The sequence below is a fragment of the Kitasatospora sp. NPDC057518 genome, from assembly GCF_042802075.1.
Taxonomy (GTDB): Bacteria; Actinomycetota; Actinomycetes; order Streptomycetales; family Streptomycetaceae; genus Kitasatospora.
In genome coordinates, this window is record NZ_JBHVEU010000032.1 from 15537 (window position 1) to 34189 (window position 18653).

An 18653-nucleotide genomic window follows, 5' to 3' on the forward strand; every position below is an offset into this window, starting at 1 on the left:
GAGCCCCGGCGTCGGCGGCGGGAGGCGGGAATGCCCGCCCCAAGCCTATTGCCTGGGGCAACCGTCGCGACCACCGGTTGCCTGAACACCCGGGCTAGTCCACCTGCCGTAAACCGCCGTGTCACCTGCGGCGCCCGGAGGGATGCTTGGCCGCATGGCGCTCGCGGTCCCCGACCACACCGCCGCCCGGGGCGGCCGCCCGGCGGCGACCGCCCCCGTGGTCAGCTACGCCCTGATCGCCCTCAACACCCTGGTCTTCCTGCTCGGCCCGGCCGCGGGGCTCAACCCGCTGTACGGCACCGGCCAGGCCCGGGTCTGCGCGGAGCAGCGGTACGAGCAGCGCTGGGGCGCCGTCCCGGCCGAGGTGCTGGCCGGACGGCCGCTGACCGCCGAACAGCTCGCCGAGGCCCCCGACCCGGTCCCCGGCTGCCCGGCCGCCCCGACCCCGGGCAAGCGCCCGGCGCTGTCCGTCCTCACCGGGCTCTTCCTGCACGCCGGCTGGCTGCACCTGCTCGGGAACCTGCTCTTCCTCCAGGTCTTCGGCCCCACCGTCGAACGGCGGCTGGGCCGGGCCCGGTACGCCGTCTTCTACCTGGCCGCCGGCAGCCTGACCACGTACGGCTTCGCGCTCACCGAGGCGCACTCGCCGAACTCCACCCGGGTGCTCATCGGGGCCTCCGGGGCGATCGCCGCCGCCCTCGGGGCCTACCTGCGCCTCCACCCCCGGGCCCGGGTGACCACCCTCGTCCCGCTGCTGTTCTTCCTGCCGCTGCGCTTCCCGGCCTGGCTGGTGCTCGGCCTCTGGTTCGTCCTGCAGTGGTGGTCGGTGCACGCGGCCGGCCCCGGGGTGGCGTACCTGGTCCACGTGATCGGCTTCTCGGCCGGGTTCCTCTACGCCTGCACCGTGGTCCGCCACCCCCCGCGACGACCGGGCTGACGCCCGATACGCTGGCGGCACCCCACAAAGGAGCCCGAACTGTGATCACCGCCATCGTCCTGATCAAGACCAGTGTCGACCGCATCCCGGAGATCGCCGAATCCATCGCCGCCATCGACGGCGTGAGCGAGGTCTACTCGGTGACGGGGGGCTACAACCTGGTGGCGATGGTGCGGGTGCGCCGGCACGACGACCTGGCCGAGGTCATCCCGGGCCGGCTCAACAAGGTCCCGGGCGTGGCCCACACCGAGACCCAGATCGCCTTCCGCACCTACTCCCAGCACGACCTGGAGGCCGCCTTCGCCCTCGGCCTGGACGAGTAGCGGTCAGCCCTCGGCGCGCCGGCCCCGCTCGACCTGCACGGTGGCGACGCAGCGCCCGCCCTCGTTGCGGTAGTTCCACGCCGCGCCCTCCGTGACCAGCTCCCGGACGGCGGTCAGGAAGCGGTCGACGTGCTCGTCCGGCGTCCCGGCGCCGAAGCTCACCCGGATCGCGTTCAGGCTGCGCTCGCCCGGCAGCGACGGCTCGGGCGCACCACACTCGGACGGTGCCTCGTCCTCGTCGCCCAGCAGCGTGCGCACCAGCGGGTGGGCGCAGAACAGGCCGTCGCGCACCCCGATGCCGTACTCGGCGGACAGCGCGGCGGAGAAGTGCGAGCTGTTCCAGTCCCGGACGACGAAGGACAGCACGCCCACCCGGGCGGAGCCCTCGCCGAACAGGTTCAGCACCTTGACCTGCGGGATCTCGGCCAGCCCGGCCGTCAGCCGGGCGATCAGCTGCTGCTCGCGGGCCTCCAGCCCGTCGAAGCCGGCCTCGGTCAGCGCCCGGCAGGCCGAGGCGATCGCGTAGGCGCCGATGACGTTCGGCGAGCCGGCCTCGTGCCGGGCCGGGCCGGTGTGCCACTGCACGGCCACCGAGCCGTCGGCCTCCCGGGCCACCGTCCGGGTCGCCCCGCCGCCGGCCAGGTACGGCTCGGCCGCGTCCAGCCAGTCCGCCCGGCCGGCCAGCACCCCGGCGCCGAACGGCGCGTAGATCTTGTGGCCGGAGAAGGCGATCCAGTCGACGTCCAGCTCGCGCACCGAGACCCGGTGGTGCGGCGCCAGCTGGGCGGCGTCCAGCACCACCCGGGCGCCGTGCCGGTGCGCGGTCGCGGTCAGCTCGGCGACCGGCCACAGCTCGCCGGTCACGTTGGAGGCGCCGGTGACGCAGAGCAGCTTGGGGCCCTCGGGCGCCTCGGCGAGCGCGGCGTCCAGCGCGGCCACCGCCTCGGCCCGCGAGCGCGGCGCCCGCAGGTAGGTGACGTCCAGTCCGGCGTGCGCCCAGGGCAGCAGCGAGGCGTGGTGCTCGGTCTCGAAGGCGAACACCCGGGTGCCGGCCGGGACGGCGGAGGCCAGCAGGTTGAGCGAGTCGGTGGTGGCCCGGGTGAAGACCACCTGGTCGCCCTCGCGCAGGTCGAGGAACTCGCCGACGGTGCGGCGGCTCTGCTCGAACAGGTCGGTGGACAGCTGGGAGAGGTACCCGGCCCCGCGGTGGACGCTGCCGTAGTACGGCGCGTAGGCGGCGACGTCGTCCCACACCCGCTGGAGCGCCGGCGAGCTCGCCGCGTAGTCGAGCGCCGCGTAGCCGACCTTCTCACCGCTGGCGAGCGGGACCTGGACGTCGGCGCCGAGGACGGCGAGCGGGGTGCGGATTTCGGTGGCCAGAGACATGGGGATGCACTCCTTCTGGGGCAAGGGACCCCGGGAGTGCTAGTCGTCGGGCGTCCGCGCTTGTCGCACGGACGGCTTGCCGTGACGACCCGGTCCTCACCCAGGGCACCCCGCCACGGACGGAGGGTTGCCGGACAGCCAGCTGGGGCTTGGCGCTGTCACTCATGACCTGGCGAAGACTCTAGGCCGGGTCCACCGGGTGGTCAAACGGGCATCCAGCATCCGGACAGCACGGGAGCCCGCGCCGACGTACCGGCACGGGCTCCCCAACTTCCGCCTCAGGCCCGGCTGGTGGCCTCCGACCAGCGCCGCAGCAGGTCCTGCGCGGCCCCGGAGTCGATCGCCTTCGCGGCCCGCTCCATGCCGGCCGCCAGCTGCTCGGTGAGCGGCGCGTCGCCCAGCTCCAGCGCGACCAGCGCCGCCGCCGTGTTCAGCAGGACGGCGTCCCGCACCGGCCCGTGCTCGCCGGCCAGCAGCCGCCGCGCGACCTCGGCGTTGTACGAGGCGTCCGCCCCGCGCAGCGCCTCGATGCCGACCAGCTCGATGCCCACGTCCCGCGGGTCGAAGGTGGACTCGGTGACGACCCCGTCGCGCACCAGCCAGACCTGCGAGGTGGTGGTGATGGTCAGCTCGTCCAGCCCGTCGTCGCCGCGGAAGACCAGCGCGGTGGCGCCCCGCCGGGCCAGCACCCCGGCGATCAGCCCGGACAGCCGGGTGTCGAAGCAGCCGATGGCGTGCGCGGTGACCTTGGCCGGGTTGGTCAGCGGACCGAGGATGTTGAAGGCGGTCGGCACCCCGAGGTCGCGCCGCGCGGTGGCGGCGTGCCGCATCGAGGGGTGGAACTTCGCCGCGAAGCAGAAGGTCAGCCCGACCTCCTCGGCCACCTCGGCGACCCGCCGGGGGGAGAGGTCCAGCGCCACCCCGAGCTTCTCCAGCACGTCCGAGGAGCCGCTGGTCGAGGAGGCCGACCGGTTGCCGTGCTTGACCACCTTGGCGCCGGCGGCCGCCGCGACGATCGCCGACATGGTGGAGATGTTGACGGTCTTCGCCCGGTCCCCGCCGGTGCCGACGATGTCCACCGCCGGGCCGGGGATCTCCAGCGGCTCGGCGTGCGCGTACATCGCGTCGACCAGGCCGGCGATCTCCTCGACCGACTCGCCCTTGGCCCGCAGCGCGATCATGAACCCGGCCACCTGGACGGGGGACGCCTCGCCGCTCATGATCCGGTCCATCGCCCACGCGGTGGACGAGCGGTCGAGGTCCTCCCCCTGCAACAGTGCCGCCAGGAGGTCCGGCCAGGTGCGGACCACCTGCGCGGGGTCGCTACCGCCGTTCGCAGGGTTCACGTTCACCATGGCTGACTCCAGCTGTTGTCGGTTCCCCGCTCCGGGGACGTCCGTACGGATGGAGCCAGCCTATCGAGCGGAGCGCCCGCTTCTACCCCTGTCTTTCCTACTCCTGGCGCGGATTTCAGCGGACTGCCGGAGTCCGCTTCGCCAGCCGGTCCCGCAGCAGGGTGGCGACCGCCCCGGCCAGCGCCACCGGCTCCACCGGACGGGAGATCGCGGCGTCGGCCCGGCTCCAGGCGGCCAGCCAGGAGTCCTGCGGCCGGCCGATCAGCACCAGGACCGGCGGGCAGCCGTAGATCTCGTCCTTGAGCTGGCGCCCGAGGCCCAGCCCGCCGGCCGGAACGGCCTCGCCGTCCAGCACGCAGAGGTCCACTCCCCCCTTCTCCAGTGCCTTGAGCACCGCGGGGGTGGTCGCGCACTCCAGGTAGGACAGTTCCGGAAGGTCCTCGGCAGGGCGGCGGCCGAGCGCCGTCAGCACCTGCTCGCGGGTGTTGCGGTCGTCGCTGTAGACGAGGACGGTGAGCGTCTCATCGGTCGTGTACGCCATGGGCCCTGCTCCCTCAAGTGTGATCCGGACCACGTTCGCCTGATCCGGATGCTACTCCCGATCACCCTCCGCCGAGTCCCCCTCGCGCACGTTCCTCCTCAAGCCGCCGCGCCCCGGACTCACCCGCCTGGAGGACGGCCCGTCACCCGACCCCGCCCGGTCCACCCGTACGGCTCACCCGGACGCCCTCCCCCCTACCTCCCCCGGCTACTCCGACCGTGCACCGGCGCGCCGGGCAACGGGGTCCAGGCTCCTCCGAGGAACCATCAGAAAAGGGACACGCCGCTGCTCACCCCCCGTACGGACACCCCGTCGCCCCCCAAGCGGGCATACCGCACGCACCGGACACTCCGAGGGACACCCCCCGACGTGAAGACGGAATAAGGGACCGACATAATGTCCGTCGTGGCGACAGCAACAGCAGTAGAAACCGGGCACGCGCACGGATCGGTCAACCGGCCGAACATGGTCAGCGTCGGAACGATCGTCTGGCTCAGTTCCGAGTTGATGTTCTTCGCGGCCCTCTTCGCGATGTACTTCACGCTCCGCTCCGTCAAGGGGCCGGAGTTCTGGACCGAGAAGGCCCACGCCCTCAACGTGCCCTTCTCCTCGGTCAACACCACGATCCTGGTGCTCTCCTCGCTGACCTGTCAGCTCGGCGTGTTCGCCGCCGAGCGCGGAGACGTGAAGAAGCTCCGGGCGTGGTTCATCCTCACGTTCGCCATGGGCGCGGTCTTCATCGGCGGCCAGGTCTTCGAGTACACCGAGCTGGTCAAGAAGGACGGCCTGTCGCTGTCCTCCGACCCGTACGGCACGGTGTTCTACCTGACCACCGGCTTCCACGGGCTGCACGTGACGGGTGGTCTGATCGCCTTCCTGCTGGTCCTGGGACGGACGTACGCAGCCAAGCGCTTCACGCACGAGCAGGCCACCGCCGCGATCGTCGTGTCGTACTACTGGCACTTCGTCGACGTCGTGTGGATCGGCCTGTTCGCGACCATCTACCTGATCAAGTAACCAGCTGATCAGGTCGCTGGCCACCGGCTGCGGCCCCCGCCCTCACCGGCGACGGGCCGCTTCTGCCGGTGCCGACGCTCCCACCGACCGACCGCGCGCGCAGCCCTAGACAGGCAGCCTCGTGCCGGCCAGACCGGCCGCCGGGTGCACCCACCAGTCGACCAGATCCTGACACCGGGGTTATTCCGTGAAAAAGCTCTCCGCACGACGGCGCCACCCATTGGCGGCGCTGGTCGTCCTACTTCTCGCCCTGGCGGCAACCGGGGGGCTGTACGCCGCGTTCGCGCCCGCCGACAAGGCGCAGGCCGACGTCGCCGCGCAGTCGCTCGCGATCGATGAGGGCAAGAAGCTCTTCGCCGTGGGCTGCTCCTCCTGCCACGGCCTGAACGGCCAGGGCAGCAGTGACGGTCCGAGCCTGGTCGGCGTCGGCTCCGCCGCTGTCGACTTCCAGGTCGGCACCGGCCGCATGCCGGCCCAGCAGCCCGGCGCCCAGGTCCCGCGCAAGAAGAACATCTACTCGCAGGCGGAGATCGACCAGCTCGCCGCCTTCGTCGCCTCCCTCGGTCCCGGCCCGGTGACCCCGACGGAGGAGCAGTTCACCTCGACCAACCCCGAGGACGTCTCCAAGGGTGGCGAGCTGTTCCGCACCAACTGCGCCCAGTGCCACAACTTCGCCGGCCAGGGTGGTGCCCTGACCAAGGGCAAGTACGCCCCCTCGCTGGAGGGCGTGGACGCCAAGCACATCTACGAGGCCATGCAGACCGGCCCGCAGAACATGCCGTCGTTCCCGGACACCACCATGCCCGAGGAGCAGAAGAAGCAGATCGTGGCCTTCGTCCGCCACACCACCAACGATGAGCCCAACCCCGGCGGTCTCACCCTGGGCAGCCTCGGTCCGGTGACCGAGGGTCTGTTCGGCTGGATCTTCGGCCTCGGCACGCTCATCGCGGTCGCGATCTGGGTCGCCGCCCACACCACCAAGGCCAAGAAGTCATGAGCCACGACATGTCAGAAGAGAAGCTCCCGGAGCCGCACGGCTCCGCCGGCGAGGTGGCCGACCACGGCAGCCCGTTCGCCGACCCGGGCCTGCCGGCCCACGAGCCCCGTCGCACCGACATCGACGAGAAGGCCGCGTCGCGTGCCGAGCGCCAGGTCTCGCTGATGTTCGTGGTCTCGATGCTCGCCACCGTCGGGTTCATCGCCTCGTACGTGGCCATCGACCCGGACAAGATCGTCTACATCTTCCCGCTCGGTCACGTCAGCGCGCTGAACTTCGCGCTCGGCCTGACCCTGGGCGTCGCGCTGTTCATGATCGGCGCGGGTGCGGTCCACTGGGCCCGCACGCTGATGTCGGACGTCGAGCTGCCCGCCGAGCGTCACCCGATCGAGGCCTCCGACGAGGTCCGCAACGACGTCATCGAGCAGTTCAAGACCGGTGCCGCCGAGTCCGGCTTCGGCCGCCGCAAGATGATCCGCAACACCCTGATCGGCTCCATGGCGCTGGTCCCGCTCTCCGGCGTGGTCCTGCTCCGTGACCTTGGCCCGCTTCCCGAGAAGAAGCTCAAGGAGACCGGTTGGAAGGAGGCGACCGAGACCAAGCCGCTGCAGCTCATCAACATGAACACCATGCAGCCGATGAAGCCCGAGGACATCATCGTCGGCTCGCTCACGTTCGCCATGCCGGAGGGCCTGTCCACGCACAGCGAGGACTTCCAGCAGCGGATCGCCAAGGACGCCCTGATGCTGGTCCGCATCGCGCCCGAGGACATCAAGGACGACAAGTCCAAGGAGCTGGGTTTCGAGGGCATCCTCGCCTACTCCAAGATCTGCACCCACGTCGGCTGCCCGATCAGCCTGTACGAGCAGCAGACCCACCACGCGCTCTGCCCCTGCCACCAGTCGACCTTCGACCTGGCGGACGGCGCCCGCGTGATCTTCGGCCCGGCCGGCCACCCGCTGCCGCAGCTGAAGATCATCACTGACGAGAAGGGCAACCTGGTCGCCACCGGCGACTTCGCGGAGCCCGTCGGCCCGAGCTACTGGGAGCGTGCTCGATGAGTAGCGCGAGCAGCACCACGACCGGTGCCGCCAAGCCCTCCAGCACGCGTGAAAAGCCCGCCAACAAGTGGGAAGCCGCGGCTGACTGGACTGACGGCCGGCTGGGGATCTACTCCCTCGCCAAGGCCAACCTGCGGAAGATCTTCCCGGACCACTGGTCCTTCATGCTGGGCGAGATCTGCCTCTACACCTTCGTCATCATCATCCTGACCGGTGTCTACCTGACGCTGTTCTTCAAGCCCTCGATGGCCGAGGTCGTCTACGACGGCTCGTACGTGCCGCTCAAGGGCATCCCGATGTCGGAGGCCTACGCCTCCACGGTGGACATCAGCTTCGAGGTCCGCGGCGGTCTGCTGATCCGGCAGATCCACCACTGGGCCGCCCTGGTCTTCGTGGCCGCGATGCTCGTCCACATGATGCGCGTGTTCTTCACCGGCGCGTTCCGCAAGCCGCGTGAGATCAACTGGGTCTTCGGCTTCCTGCTGCTGATCCTGGGCATGTTCGACGGCTTCTTCGGCTACTCCCTGCCGGACGACCTGCTGTCGGGCACCGGTATCCGCTTCATGGAAGGCGCGATCCTCGCCGTCCCGCTGATCGGCACCTACGTCCAGATGTTCCTGTTCGGGGGCGAGTTCCCCGGCCACGACATCGTGCCGCGGTTCTTCACCATCCACGTGCTGCTGATCCCGGGCATCATGCTCGGCCTGCTGGTGGCCCACCTGATCCTGGTCTTCTACCACAAGCACACCCAGTGGGCGGGCCCGGGCAAGACCGAGAAGAACGTCGTCGGCATGCCGCTGATGCCGGTCTACATGGCCAAGGCCGGTGGCTTCTTCTTCCTGGTGTTCGGCCTCATCGCCGTCATCTCGGCGATCGCCACGATCAACCCGATCTGGGCGTACGGCCCGTACCGTCCCGACCAGGTGTCCACGGACGCCCAGCCCGACTGGTACATGGGCTTCTCCGAGGGCCTGATCCGGATCATGCCCGGCTGGGAGATCAGCGTCTGGGGCGGCCACACCCTCAACCTGGGTGTCATGGTCCCGCTGGCGATCTTCCCGCTGGTCCTGGTCTCGATCGCGGCCTACCCGTTCATCGAGGGCTGGATCACCGGCGACAAGCGCGAGCACCACATCCTGGACCGCCCGCGCAACGCCCCGGTCCGCACCGCCCTGGGCGCCGCCTGGATCAGCCTCTACCTGATCCTGCTGATGGCCGGTGGCAACGACCTGTTCGCCACCCACCTGCACCTGTCGATCAACTCGGTCACCTACTTCGTCCGCGTCGGCTTCTTCGTCGTCCCGGTCGTCGTCTTCATCATCACCAAGCGCTGGTGCCTCGGCCTCCAGCGCCGTGACAAGGAGAAGGTGCTGCACGGCCGCGAGTCGGGCGTCATCAAGCGCCTGCCGCACGGCGAGTTCGTCGAGGTGCACACCCAGCTGCCGCAGAAGGACCTGTACAAGCTCACCGCGCACGACCAGAACCAGCCGGTCGAGCTGCCGGCCCAGACGGACGAGAACGGCGTGGCCCGCAAGGCCGGCGTCGTCACCCGCACCCGGGCCAAGCTCTCCCGCGGCTTCTACGGCGAGGGCAGCCAGATCCCCAAGCCGACCGCCGAGGAGCACCACGAGATCACCAGCGGCCACGGCCACCACTGATCCCGTAGGCACCACCGCGTCACCCCGAGGGCCGCTGACCAGAGTTCTGGTCGGCGGCCCTCGGGCCTGTCCGGCGCATCTTGTCGGATCAGACCGCGGCGTCTGAGTGCGTGCATCGCAAGGCGGAGGAGGGAGCCACTGCGGAGCATTGGCGACCGACGACAACGCCGCGAGGTGCGTGCTCGGGCGTCGCGGGCCCGGCAAAGATGTGCCGGACAGGCCCGCTGGCTTTCCCTTACCCGCCGCCCGCGCCACCTGGAGCCCCCGTGCAGCTGTCCGTCGACCCCGCCTCGGCCACTCCCCCGTACGAGCAGATCCGCGCCCAGATCGCCGACCGGGCCCGCTCCGGCGAGCTGCCGACCGGGCTGCGGCTGCCCACCGTCCGCGCCCTGGCCGAGGAGCTGGGACTGGCGGCCGGCACCGTCGCCCGGGCCTACCGCGAGCTGGAGGCGGACGGCGTGGTGGAGACCCACGGCCGGCGCGGCACGCTGATCGCCGCCACCGGGGACGCCGCGCACCGGCTGGCCGCCGAGGCCGCCGCCGAGTACGCCGCCCGGGCGAGCCGCCTGGGCGTCTCCCGCGCGGAGGCCCTGGCCGCCGTGGACACCGCCCTGCGGCTGGCCTACCCGCAGGGCTGAGGCGCCCCGGAGGGCGCCTCAGGGGGTCTCAGAGCTCGGGGCGGACCATCCCGGCGGCGGGGGCCTGGGAGGCCGGTGCGGTGGTGCTGACGGGCTGTCCGGAGGCACTGTGCTTGACCCAGTCCGTCCAGGCGATGTTCCAGTCCCCGAAGCCGTTGCCGAAGGGCTCCATCCGGCCGCCACGGCTGTTCACCACCGTCACCAGGTCCCCCACCCGGGTGTGCTGGAAGAACCACTCGGCGTTGCCGGTGCTCATACCGGTACAGCCGTGGCTGACGTTCTCTACGCCCTGCGAGCCGACCGACCAGGGCGCCGCGTGGACGTACTCGCCGCTCCAGGTCACCCGGGTGGCCCAGAGCACGTCGAGGTCGTAGGACTCCGTGCTGCCCGGCGCTATCCCGATCGTCTCGCCGTTCATCCGGACCGACCGCTCCTGGCCGAGCACCACCTTGACGCCGTTGCGGGTGTCGAAGCCGGGCTTGCCGGTGGTGACCGGGATGGTCCGCAGCGCCTCGCCGTCACGCTTCAGGGTGAGCTCGTGGGCGGCCGCGTCGATCACCGACTCCACCCGCTCGCCGATCCGCAGCTTCAGCGAGCTGCGGTCACCGCCGTACAGGCCGTCGGCGATCCGGCTGCCGGTGCCGTCGAAGGCCAGCGAGACGGTCGTCCCGGCCGGCCAGTACTCCTCCGGACGGAAGTGCAGGTTCTTGTCGTCCACCCAGTACCAGGCGCCGGTGACGGCGGGCTGGGAGCCGACGGTCAGGGCGCGCTCGACCTCCTGGCGGGCCTGGGGGTCCTTCACCGCCTCGGAGAGCTCCACGGTGAGCGGCTGGCCCACCCCGTAGACGCCGCTGCCGGAGGAGTCCGGGCCGAGCTTGGCGGTGAGCAGGCGTTCGGCGGCGAGGGTGCTGAAGCTCGCGGTGGTGTCGCCGCGGCCGCCCTTGCCGTCGTCGGCGGAGATCCGCACCGTGTACGCGGTGGCGGCCTTCAGCCGGCCGGTGGTCTGCCAGCTGCGCTGGTCCTCGGCGAGCTTCCCGGCGACCACCCGGCCGTCCGGGCCGACCACGGTGACGTCGGTGAGCCGGCTGTCCTGGACGGCCGTCACGGTGACCGGCTGGGAGGGGTCCGCCTTGGCGTCCGCCGAGAGGTGGACCAGCGGGGCCGCGTCGACCCGGTGCGGTCCGACCGGCTCCTCGTCCCGGGCCGTGCAGCCGGCCAGCGGGGCCAGCACGGCGAGGGCCAGCGAGATGCCGCCGAGAGCTGCGATTCCGCGCCTGTCGGCCATGGCCGCCTCCGAAGGTTTCGCACGATTGATCAGATCGTAGGAACGCCCCCGGTGAAGCGACATCCGAGGGACATCCGGTTCACCCAGCTGAGTGAGGCCGTCATCCCGGGGACGCAGCGGCGTCCGGGAACGCGGCAGGGCCGGTCCCCCCGTACGGGAGGACCGGCCCTGGTGCACGAGCGCGAACCCTACTGGTTCTGGTTCTCGCCGCGGTAGAACTCGAAGACCCATCCGAAGATGCCGATCATGATGATCGGGGCGGCCCAGAACATCAGCCACCAGCCGAAGATCACGCCCAGGAAGGCGAGCGCGCCACCGAGCGCCAGCGAGAGCGGCTGCCAGCTGTGCGGGGCGAAGAAGCCCAGCTCGCCGGAGTCGTCCGCGACCTCGGCCTCGGGGTTGTCACCCGCGCCGCTGTCCACCCGGCGGGCGGTGAAGGCGAGGTAGTACCCGATGAAGGCGCACAGCGCGAAGGCCAGGAACAGCGCCGTGGTACCGGCGGCCTCCAGGCCCGGGCCGTTGGTGTCGGAGTTGGTCCACAGGCCGTAGGTGATGGCCATGGCCAGCACGAAGACCGACAGGCCCAGGAAGATCTTTCCCTGTTCCTTCATCAGGCGTCGCCCTCCTTGTTGCCCTTGCCCAGCTTCGGGGCGTCGTACTTCGCCGGGGTCACGCCGGCGAGGTGCTTGGCCGGCTCACCGTGGTTCTCCAGGTAGTCCAGCGCGGCGATCTCCGGGTGGTGGAGGTCGAAGGCCGGGGATTCGGAGCGGATCCGCGGGAGGGTGAGGAAGTTGTGCCGCGGCGGCGGGCAGGAGGTCGCCCACTCCAGCGAGCGGCCGAAGCCCCACGGGTCGTCCACGGTGACCTTCTCGCCGTACTTGGCGGTCTTCCAGACGTTGTAGAGGAACGGCAGGATCGACAGGCCGAGCACGAAGGAGCCGATGGTCGAGACGGTGTTCAGGGTGGTGAAGCCGTCCGAGGCCAGGTAGTCGGCGTAGCGGCGGGGCATGCCCTCCGCGCCGAGCCAGTGCTGCACCAGGAAGGTGGTGTGGAAGCCGAAGAACAGCGTCCAGAAGGTGATCTTGCCGAGGCGCTCGTCCAGCATCTTGCCGGTCATCTTCGGCCACCAGAAGTGGAAGCCGGCGAACATCGCGAACACGACGGTGCCGAAGACCACATAGTGGAAGTGGGCGACGACGAAGTACGAGTCCGAGACGTGGAAGTCGATCGGCGGGGAGGCCAGCAGGACACCGGTCAGACCACCGAAGAGGAAGGTGACCAGGAAGCCGACCGTCCAGAGCATCGGGGTCTCGAAGCTCAGCGAGCCCTTCCACATGGTGCCGACCCAGTTGAAGAACTTCACACCGGTCGGGACCGCGATCAGGAAGGTCATGAACGAGAAGAACGGCAGCAGTACCTGCCCGGTGACGTACATGTGGTGCGCCCACACCGTCACGGACAGACCGGCGATCGCGATGGTGGCCGCGATCAGGCCGGAGTAGCCGAACATCGGCTTGCGGCTGAAGACCGGGATGATCTCCGACACGATGCCGAAGAACGGCAGCGCGATGATGTACACCTCGGGGTGGCCGAAGAACCAGAACAGGTGCTGCCAGAGCATCGCCCCGCCGTTGGCCGGGTCGAAGACGTGGGCACCGAACTTGCGGTCCGCCTCCAGGGCGAACAGCGCGGCGGCCAGCACCGGGAAGGCCAGCAGGACCAGCACCGAGGTCAGCAGGACGTTCCAGACGAAGATCGACATCCGGAACATCGTCATGCCCGGAGCGCGCATGCAGATGATCGTGGTGATGAAGTTGACCGCACCGAGGATCGTGCCGAAGCCGGAGAAGGCCAGACCCATGATCCACATGTCGCCGCCGACGCCGGGCGAGTGCACCGCGTCGGACAGCGGGGAGTAGGCGAACCAACCGAAGTCGGCGGCGCCGTTCGGGGTCACGAAGCCGGCCACCGCGATGGTCGAGCCGAAGAGGTACAGCCAGTACGCGAACATGTTCAGACGCGGGAACGCCACGTCCGGTGCGCCGATCTGGAGCGGCATGATCCAGTTCGCGAAGCCGGCGAAGAGCGGCGTCGCGAACATCAGCAGCATGATCGTGCCGTGCATCGTGAACGCCTGGTTGAACTGCTCGTTCGACAGGATCTGGGTCCCGGGACGAGCCAGCTCGGCACGCATGACCAGGGCGAGGATGCCACCGATCAGGAAGAAGGCGAACGACGTGCCCAGGTACAGGGTGCCGATCGTCTTGTGGTCGGTGGTGGTCAGCCACTTGATGATGGTGGAACCCGGCTTCCGGGTCCGCTGCGCCCCGACCGTGACGGCATCGGCGCCCCCGCCGGCCGCGGCGGGCTCGTTGAGGATGGTCACTTCTCTTCACTTCCCATGCCGATGAGGCCGGAGGGCACCCAGCCGTTCTGGCCCTTGGCGCGAAGCTCGGCCAGGTGCTTGTCGTAGTCGGCGCGGTCGACGACCTTGACGTTGAACAGCATGCGCGAGTGGTCGACGCCGCAGAGCTCGGCGCACTTGCCCATGTACTCGCCCTTGACGGTCGGCGTGACCTCGAACTTGTTCACCACGCCCGGCACGACGTCCATCTTCATCATGAAGTTGACGGGCCAGAAGTCGTGGATGACGTCACGCGAGGTGAGGCGGAACTGCACCGACTCGTTGACCGGCAGCCACAGCGTCGGAACCTCCTTGGGGGTTCCGACGTCGTACGCGGCGTCCTTGTTGGCCGGGTCGGGGGTCTCGGTGTTCTCGTAGTTGAACGCCCAGCTCCACTGGAAGCCCACCACGTTGACGTAGTGCTGCGGCTTCTCGGAGGTGGCCGTCAGCTTCGACTCGTCGCGGGCGACGAAGTAGAAGAGGACCGAGACGATGATGATGGGGACCGCGGTGTAGAGCGCCTCGATGGGCACGTTGTACCGGGTCTGCGGGGGGACCTCCACACCGGTGCGCTTGCGCCGGTGGAAGATCACGCTCCAGATGATCAGACCCCACATCAGTACGCCGACCACCAGCGCCGCGATCCAGGAGCCCTGCCACATCTGGAGGACCATGGGCCCTTCCTTGGTGACGGGGCTCGGGAGGCCAAGCCTGGGGAGGTCGTTGGCCGAGCAGCCGGTGGCGGTCGCGATGACGAGGCCCAGTGCCAGCGCCTGAGGCAGCTTCCGCCGCATCGTGCGCCGCGGCGAGCGGTCGGAGCCGTTGGGACTCACGTAGCGCCTTCCCGAAGTCTCGCCCGCCTTCGCGTCGCCCCGGGGAGGAGTGTGAGCCTCCCCGGCGACCCGTCCACGGGCACGGTTTGAATGCTTATGCGGGCCAAACCCTACTCCAGCCTTATGCGCTCCTGACGGGCAGCCCCCGGTAACGCGCCGCCCGCTAGCCCGATCAGGCCCGGTGGGGGCTGCGCCGCAGGTCATCGTAGGCATTCGAGGTCCGTACGCCCGATCGGGGGATGACCTCGGGCGACGCCCGTGATGGCCCGTCGGGCGCGGACGAAGCGGACATTCGGGATGATCGACTGACGGCGGGTGAGCCGCGCGACCGACCGGGGACGCGGCCGGGTGTGTCGTTAAATGTGACCGTGTACTTCGACGCGGCCTCGACGGCCCCTCTGCACCCCGTCGCCCGGCAGGCGCTGACCGCCGCCCTGGACGAGGGCTGGGCCGATCCGGCCCGGCTGTACCGCTCCGGCCGGCAGGCCCGGATGCTGCTGGACGCCGCCCGCGAGACGGTGGCCGCGGTGCTGGGCACCCGGGCGGACGAGATCTCCTTCACCGCGAGCGGCACCCAGGCCGTCCAGCTCGGCCTGCTGGGCGCGCTGGCCGGGAACCGGCGGCGCGGCGGCCACTTCGTGCACTCCGCGGTGGAGCACTCCAGCGTGCTGCACGTCGCCGAACGCCACGAAAGCGCCGGGGGCGAGGTGTCGGTGGCGCCGGTCGACCGGGGCGGCCGGGCCGACCCGGCGGCCTTCGCCGCGCTGCTGCGACCGGACACCGCGCTGGCCGCGCTGCAGAGCGCCAACCACGAGGTCGGGACGGTGCAGCCGGTCGGCGAGGTCGCCGCGCTGTGCGCCGGGGCCGGCGTCCCGCTGCTGGTGGACGCGGCGCAGAGCGCCGGTCGGGCGGACGTCCCGGCGGGCTGGTCGCTGCTGACCGCGAGCGCCCACAAGTGGGGCGGCCCGCCCGGGGTCGGGGTGCTGGCGGTGCGCAAGGGCGTCCGGTACGCCTCGCCGCTGCCGGCCGACGAGCGCGAGGGCGGCCGGGTGCCCGGCTATGTCAACGTCCCGGCGATCGTGGCCGCGGCCGCCTCGCTGCGCGCCGTACGGGCCGAGGCCGAGCGGGAGAACGCCCGGCTGCACGCGCTGGTGGAGCGGATCCGCGCCCGGGTGCCGCGGCTGGTGCCCGAGGTCGAGGTGGTTGGCGACCCGGTGCGGCGGCTGCCGCACATCGTCACCTTCTCCTGTCTGTACGTCGACGGGGAGGTGCTGCTGACCGAGCTGGACCGGGCCGGTTTCGCGGTCTCCTCCGGCTCCTCCTGCACCTCGTCCACGCTGACGCCCAGCCATGTGCTGGCGGCGATGGGGGTGCTCACCGAGGGGAACGTCCGGGTCTCGCTGCCGTACGGGACGGCCGAGGCGGACGTGGAGCGCTTCCTCGCGGTGCTGCCGGACCTGGTGGCCGGCGTCCGGGCGCCGCTCGGGCTGGACCTGCCGGCGCCCGGGCCGGCGCCGGCCGCGATCGGGGCTGCGCCCCGAGCCGAAGGGCGCGCCGGTGCCGAAAGCGAGGAGCGACAAGCGACCGACGAAGGAGGGAGTGCCGGAGCGAGGAGCGTCGGCACCGGGTCAGAGCGCCCGGAGGCGAGCGGGCGGGTCACAGTGATCGACGCGCTGGGCAAGCGCTGCCCGCTGCCGGTGATCGAGCTGGCGAAGCGGATCGGCGAGGTGCCGCCGGGTGGCACGGTCGTCGTGCTGGCGGACGACGAGGCGGCCCGGCTGGACATCCCGGCCTGGTGCGGGATGCGCGGACAGGAGTACGCGGGCGAGGCCCCGGCCGCCGAGTACGGCGGCGACCGGGGCTCGGCCTACCTCGTCGTCCGGCGGACTACTTGACCAGGCGGGCGCTGATCTCGGTGGCCGCCTCGGCGCCGTAGGCCTCCTCGAAGCGCTTCAGGAAGGCGGCCGGGCGCAGCTCGTACTCCTGGGTGCCGACGGTCTCGATCACCAGGGTGGCGAGCATGCAGCCGATCTGGGCGGAGCGCTCCAGGTCGAGGTCCCAGGACAGGCCGGCCAGGAAGCCCGCGCGGAAGGCGTCGCCGACGCCGGTCGGGTCGACCTTGGCCTCCTCCTTGGCGCAGCCGACCACGATCGGCGCCTCGCCCTTGCGCTCGATCCGGACGCCCTTGCTGCCCAGGGTGGTGATCCGGGTGCCGACGCGGGTGAGCAGCTCCTCGGCGCCCCAGCCGGTCTTGGTCTCGATCAGCGCGGCCTCGTACTCGTTGGTGAAGAGGTACGCGGCGCCGTCCACGATCTCGCGGATGTCCTCGCCCTCCAGGCGGGCCAGCTGCTGGGAGGGGTCGGCGGCGAAGGCGTAGCCGCGGGTGCGGCACTCCTGGGTGTGGCGGACCATGCCCTGCGGGTCGTCGGCGCCGACCAGGACGAGGTCCAGGCCGCCGACGCGGTCGGCGATCGGCTTCAGCTCGATGTTGCGGGCCTCGGCCATGGCACCGGTGTAGAACGAGGCGATCTGGTTGTGGTCCTCGTCCGTGGTGCACATGAAGCGCGCGGTGTGCCGGGTCTCGGAGATGTGGACGGAGTCGCAGTCCACGTTGTTGCGCTCCAGCCAGCTGCGGTACTCGGCGAAGTCCGCACCGGCGGCGCCGACCAGGACCGGGCGCAGGCCGAGCACACCCATGCCGAAGGCGATGTTCGGCGCGACGCCGCCGCGGCGGATGTCCAGGGTGTCGACCAGGAAGGACAGCGACACGGTGTGCAGCTGCTCGGCGACGAGCTGGTCGGCGAACCGGCCGGGGAACGTCATCAGGTGGTCGGTGGCGATCGAGCCGGCGACGGCGATACGCACGGGGGGTCTCCTCAGGGTGGCTGCGGGGCCAGCGGGCAGGCGGGGACGAACCCGCCTACGGTACCCGGCCCCGGGGAGCGCCCGGCAAGAGTGCCGCAAGTTGCCGCCCCACGGCCATGGTGGCACCCGTCGCCCTCCTCCGTGTACTACCTCCCGGTAGCACTGGTGGGCGGCCGGGCCCCTGCCTAGGGTCGGCCGTGGGGGGCCCGTCGTGCGGGCCCCGTCGTCGACCGCGGCAGCGTGGCCGCGGCCCTGGATCGGAGCGATACCGGATGATGACCGACCACTGTGCCCTGCCCGTCCTGCGGACCGAGGACGGCGAGACGCTCGACGCCCTGCTGGACTCCTCCCGGCGGCTGCGCCGGTTCTGGCCGCAGCTCGCGGCCGGCCCGGAGCCCGTCGCCCCCGCCTCGACCGGCTTCCGGGTGTCCTCCGGGGCCCAGCGGGTGGTCGCCGGGATGGCCGAGTACGGCTTCTGAGCCCGCGCCGGACCGGATCGGCCCCGCGTGGAACCGCGGCGGAACCGGTGCGGAACCGGATCCGACCGGAGCACGTCACATCCGCGCGGAGCGGCGAGGAGGCGGCACCGCTGAACCCTCGGGAGGATGTACAGATGGATCTGGAGACGATGCCCCGGCGCGGTCGGCGAGCGGTGGCCCTGACGGGTCTGGTGCTGGCGGCGGTGGTGACGGTGGCCGGCTGCGGCAGCGGCGGCGGCAAGCCCGCCTCGGACGCGGCGACGAGCGGCTCGGCCGCCGCGTCCGCCTCGGCCAGTGCCTCGCCGCCGGCCCCGGCGGACTCCGCGAGCCCGTCCTCGGCGGCTCCGACCGGGAGTTCCTCCGGGGCCGCGCAGCCGGCCCAGCCGCCGACCGGCTTCACACCCAGCCCGGCCTCGCCCCCGCCCGGGCAGCCGGCCCCGGCCACTCCCCCGGGCAACGGGATCGCGGTGGGCGAGCCGAACCCGAACGGTTCGGACGCACCCGTCCGTCCGCCGGTCGCCTACCGGGTGGACGGCACCACCAAGCTGACCGTCTACTTCTTCGGCGGGGTCTGCACCACGTACGCGCTGAAGGCGGACGAGTCGCAGCCGGGCCGGGTGGACGTGCTGGTCGTGCCGGGCCCGCCCACCGTCCAGCCGGGGCAGGTGTGCAACGCGCTGGCCAAGCGGCAGTCGGTCGCGGCCGACCTGCGCTCGCCGCTGGCCGGGCGGACGGTGGTCGACAGGACGAGCGGTCAGGAGCTGCCGCTGGAGGGCGACCCGCACATGGGGCCGGACCCGGTCACCCCGGACGTCGCCGGGCGGTAGGCGCCGCGGCGCCCGCGGGCGGAAACGGAAAGGCGGCCCCGGGGATC

18 protein-coding genes and 1 riboswitch are annotated in these 18653 nt (G+C 71.2%); of the genes, 10 read left to right on the plus strand and 8 right to left on the minus strand.

Going from position 1 to position 18653, the window contains the following annotated elements:
• Positions 1-154: 154 nt before the first annotated feature.
• Both ACFU7Z_RS05515 and ACFU7Z_RS05520 read left to right on the plus strand, forming a co-directional pair.
• Entirely contained in the window at positions 155-937 is a 783-nt protein-coding gene (locus ACFU7Z_RS05515) for a rhomboid family intramembrane serine protease (protein ID WP_380776363.1), read from the plus strand.
• 41 nt (positions 938-978) lie between these two features.
• Positions 979-1260, plus strand: coding sequence for an Lrp/AsnC family transcriptional regulator (locus ACFU7Z_RS05520; protein WP_049651832.1), 282 nt, complete (start codon positions 979-981; stop codon positions 1258-1260).
• Between the two features lie 3 nt (positions 1261-1263).
• Here ACFU7Z_RS05520 and ACFU7Z_RS05525 read toward each other — a convergent pair whose 3' ends face one another.
• The 3 genes from ACFU7Z_RS05525 to ACFU7Z_RS05535 form a co-directional block, all read right to left on the minus strand.
• Positions 1264-2646, minus strand: a complete 1383-nt coding sequence (locus ACFU7Z_RS05525; protein WP_049651833.1) for an aminotransferase class V-fold PLP-dependent enzyme — start codon at positions 2644-2646, stop codon at positions 1264-1266.
• Positions 2647-2697: 51 nt separating this feature from the next.
• A riboswitch (SAM riboswitch) is annotated at positions 2698-2816 on the minus strand.
• 108 nt (positions 2817-2924) lie between these two features.
• On the minus strand, positions 2925-4001 hold the full coding sequence (gene trpD / locus ACFU7Z_RS05530; protein WP_107086441.1) for an anthranilate phosphoribosyltransferase: 1077 nt from the start codon (positions 3999-4001) through the stop codon (positions 2925-2927).
• 115 nt (positions 4002-4116) lie between these two features.
• Entirely contained in the window at positions 4117-4542 is a 426-nt protein-coding gene (locus ACFU7Z_RS05535; protein WP_049651834.1) for a hypothetical protein, read from the minus strand.
• Positions 4543-4938: 396 nt separating this feature from the next.
• Here ACFU7Z_RS05535 and ACFU7Z_RS05540 point away from each other — a divergent pair, with 396 nt between their 5' ends.
• The 5 genes from ACFU7Z_RS05540 (at position 4939) to ACFU7Z_RS05560 (ending at position 9913) form a co-directional block, all read left to right on the plus strand.
• Positions 4939-5559, plus strand: a complete 621-nt coding sequence (locus tag ACFU7Z_RS05540) for a heme-copper oxidase subunit III (RefSeq protein WP_049651835.1) — start codon at positions 4939-4941, stop codon at positions 5557-5559.
• Positions 5560-5746: 187 nt separating this feature from the next.
• On the plus strand, positions 5747-6556 hold the full coding sequence (locus ACFU7Z_RS05545; RefSeq protein ID WP_049651836.1) for a c-type cytochrome: 810 nt from the start codon (positions 5747-5749) through the stop codon (positions 6554-6556).
• An 8-nt stretch (positions 6557-6564) separates the two neighbouring features.
• Positions 6565-7617 (plus strand): ubiquinol-cytochrome c reductase iron-sulfur subunit, encoded by a 1053-nt coding sequence (locus ACFU7Z_RS05550; RefSeq protein WP_049651837.1) that lies wholly within the window; start codon positions 6565-6567, stop codon positions 7615-7617.
• Complete coding sequence (locus ACFU7Z_RS05555) at positions 7614-9275, plus strand: ubiquinol-cytochrome c reductase cytochrome b subunit (RefSeq protein ID WP_074000891.1); 1662 nt, start codon at positions 7614-7616, stop codon at positions 9273-9275. Before ACFU7Z_RS05550 ends, ACFU7Z_RS05555 begins: the two co-directional genes overlap by 4 nt.
• A 206-nt stretch (positions 9276-9481) precedes the next feature.
• Complete coding sequence (locus ACFU7Z_RS05560; protein ID WP_380776366.1) at positions 9482-9913, plus strand: GntR family transcriptional regulator; 432 nt, start codon at positions 9482-9484, stop codon at positions 9911-9913.
• 28 nt (positions 9914-9941) lie between these two features.
• Here the strand turns inward: ACFU7Z_RS05560 and ACFU7Z_RS05565 are convergent, their stop codons facing one another.
• The 4 genes from ACFU7Z_RS05565 to coxB form a co-directional block, all read right to left on the minus strand.
• A complete protein-coding gene (locus ACFU7Z_RS05565; RefSeq protein WP_380776369.1) occupies positions 9942-11198 on the minus strand; it encodes an Ig-like domain-containing protein in 1257 nt (418 codons plus the stop codon).
• A 188-nt stretch (positions 11199-11386) separates the two neighbouring features.
• Positions 11387-11809: a cytochrome c oxidase subunit 4 gene (locus ACFU7Z_RS05570; RefSeq protein WP_049651840.1), complete on the minus strand. Its 423-nt coding sequence runs from the start codon at positions 11807-11809 to the stop codon at positions 11387-11389.
• Positions 11809-13584, minus strand: a complete 1776-nt coding sequence (ctaD, locus tag ACFU7Z_RS05575) for a cytochrome c oxidase subunit I (RefSeq protein WP_074000888.1) — start codon at positions 13582-13584, stop codon at positions 11809-11811. Before ctaD ends, ACFU7Z_RS05570 begins: the two co-directional genes overlap by 1 nt.
• Positions 13581-14435, minus strand: a complete 855-nt coding sequence (gene coxB / locus ACFU7Z_RS05580; protein ID WP_049651842.1) for a cytochrome c oxidase subunit II — start codon at positions 14433-14435, stop codon at positions 13581-13583. The genes ctaD and coxB overlap by 4 nt, the downstream gene beginning before the upstream one ends.
• Before the next feature lie 368 nt (positions 14436-14803).
• Here coxB and ACFU7Z_RS05585 point away from each other — a divergent pair, with 368 nt between their 5' ends.
• Entirely contained in the window at positions 14804-16330 is a 1527-nt protein-coding gene (locus ACFU7Z_RS05585) for a cysteine desulfurase/sulfurtransferase TusA family protein (RefSeq protein ID WP_380776372.1), read from the plus strand.
• On the opposite strand, the gene ACFU7Z_RS05590 is transcribed toward ACFU7Z_RS05585, so the two are convergent.
• Positions 16323-17300, minus strand: a complete 978-nt coding sequence (locus ACFU7Z_RS05590; RefSeq protein WP_049651843.1) for a carbohydrate kinase family protein — start codon at positions 17298-17300, stop codon at positions 16323-16325. The genes ACFU7Z_RS05585 and ACFU7Z_RS05590 overlap by 8 nt on opposite strands.
• A gap of 272 nt (positions 17301-17572) precedes the next feature.
• On the opposite strand from ACFU7Z_RS05590, the gene ACFU7Z_RS05595 reads away from it, so the two are divergent.
• Positions 17573-17779, plus strand: coding sequence for a hypothetical protein (locus tag ACFU7Z_RS05595; RefSeq protein ID WP_049651844.1), 207 nt, complete (start codon positions 17573-17575; stop codon positions 17777-17779).
• Positions 17780-17913: 134 nt separating this feature from the next.
• Positions 17914-18606 carry a hypothetical protein gene (locus tag ACFU7Z_RS05600; RefSeq protein ID WP_074000887.1) on the plus strand — a complete coding sequence of 231 codons (693 nt, stop codon included), beginning with the start codon at positions 17914-17916 and terminating at the stop codon, positions 18604-18606.
• Positions 18607-18653: the final 47 nt, after the last annotated feature.

Coding starts and splice junctions, on each gene's coding strand:
- ACFU7Z_RS05540 (WP_049651835.1), top strand. CDS start 4,939: ATGTCCGTCGTGGCGACAGCAACAGCAGTAGAAACCGGGCACGCGCAC.
- trpD (WP_107086441.1), bottom strand. CDS start 4,001: ATGGTGAACGTGAACCCTGCGAACGGCGGTAGCGACCCCGCGCAGGTG.
- ACFU7Z_RS05515 (WP_380776363.1), top strand. CDS start 155: ATGGCGCTCGCGGTCCCCGACCACACCGCCGCCCGGGGCGGCCGCCCG.
- ACFU7Z_RS05560 (WP_380776366.1), top strand. CDS start 9,482: ATGTGCCGGACAGGCCCGCTGGCTTTCCCTTACCCGCCGCCCGCGCCA.
- ACFU7Z_RS05565 (WP_380776369.1), bottom strand. CDS start 11,198: ATGGCCGACAGGCGCGGAATCGCAGCTCTCGGCGGCATCTCGCTGGCC.
- ACFU7Z_RS05595 (WP_049651844.1), top strand. CDS start 17,573: ATGATGACCGACCACTGTGCCCTGCCCGTCCTGCGGACCGAGGACGGC.
- ACFU7Z_RS05570 (WP_049651840.1), bottom strand. CDS start 11,809: ATGAAGGAACAGGGAAAGATCTTCCTGGGCCTGTCGGTCTTCGTGCTG.
- ACFU7Z_RS05535 (WP_049651834.1), bottom strand. CDS start 4,542: ATGGCGTACACGACCGATGAGACGCTCACCGTCCTCGTCTACAGCGAC.
- ACFU7Z_RS05600 (WP_074000887.1), top strand. CDS start 17,914: ATGGATCTGGAGACGATGCCCCGGCGCGGTCGGCGAGCGGTGGCCCTG.
- ACFU7Z_RS05555 (WP_074000891.1), top strand. CDS start 7,614: ATGAGTAGCGCGAGCAGCACCACGACCGGTGCCGCCAAGCCCTCCAGC.
- ACFU7Z_RS05550 (WP_049651837.1), top strand. CDS start 6,565: ATGTCAGAAGAGAAGCTCCCGGAGCCGCACGGCTCCGCCGGCGAGGTG.
- ACFU7Z_RS05525 (WP_049651833.1), bottom strand. CDS start 2,646: ATGTCTCTGGCCACCGAAATCCGCACCCCGCTCGCCGTCCTCGGCGCC.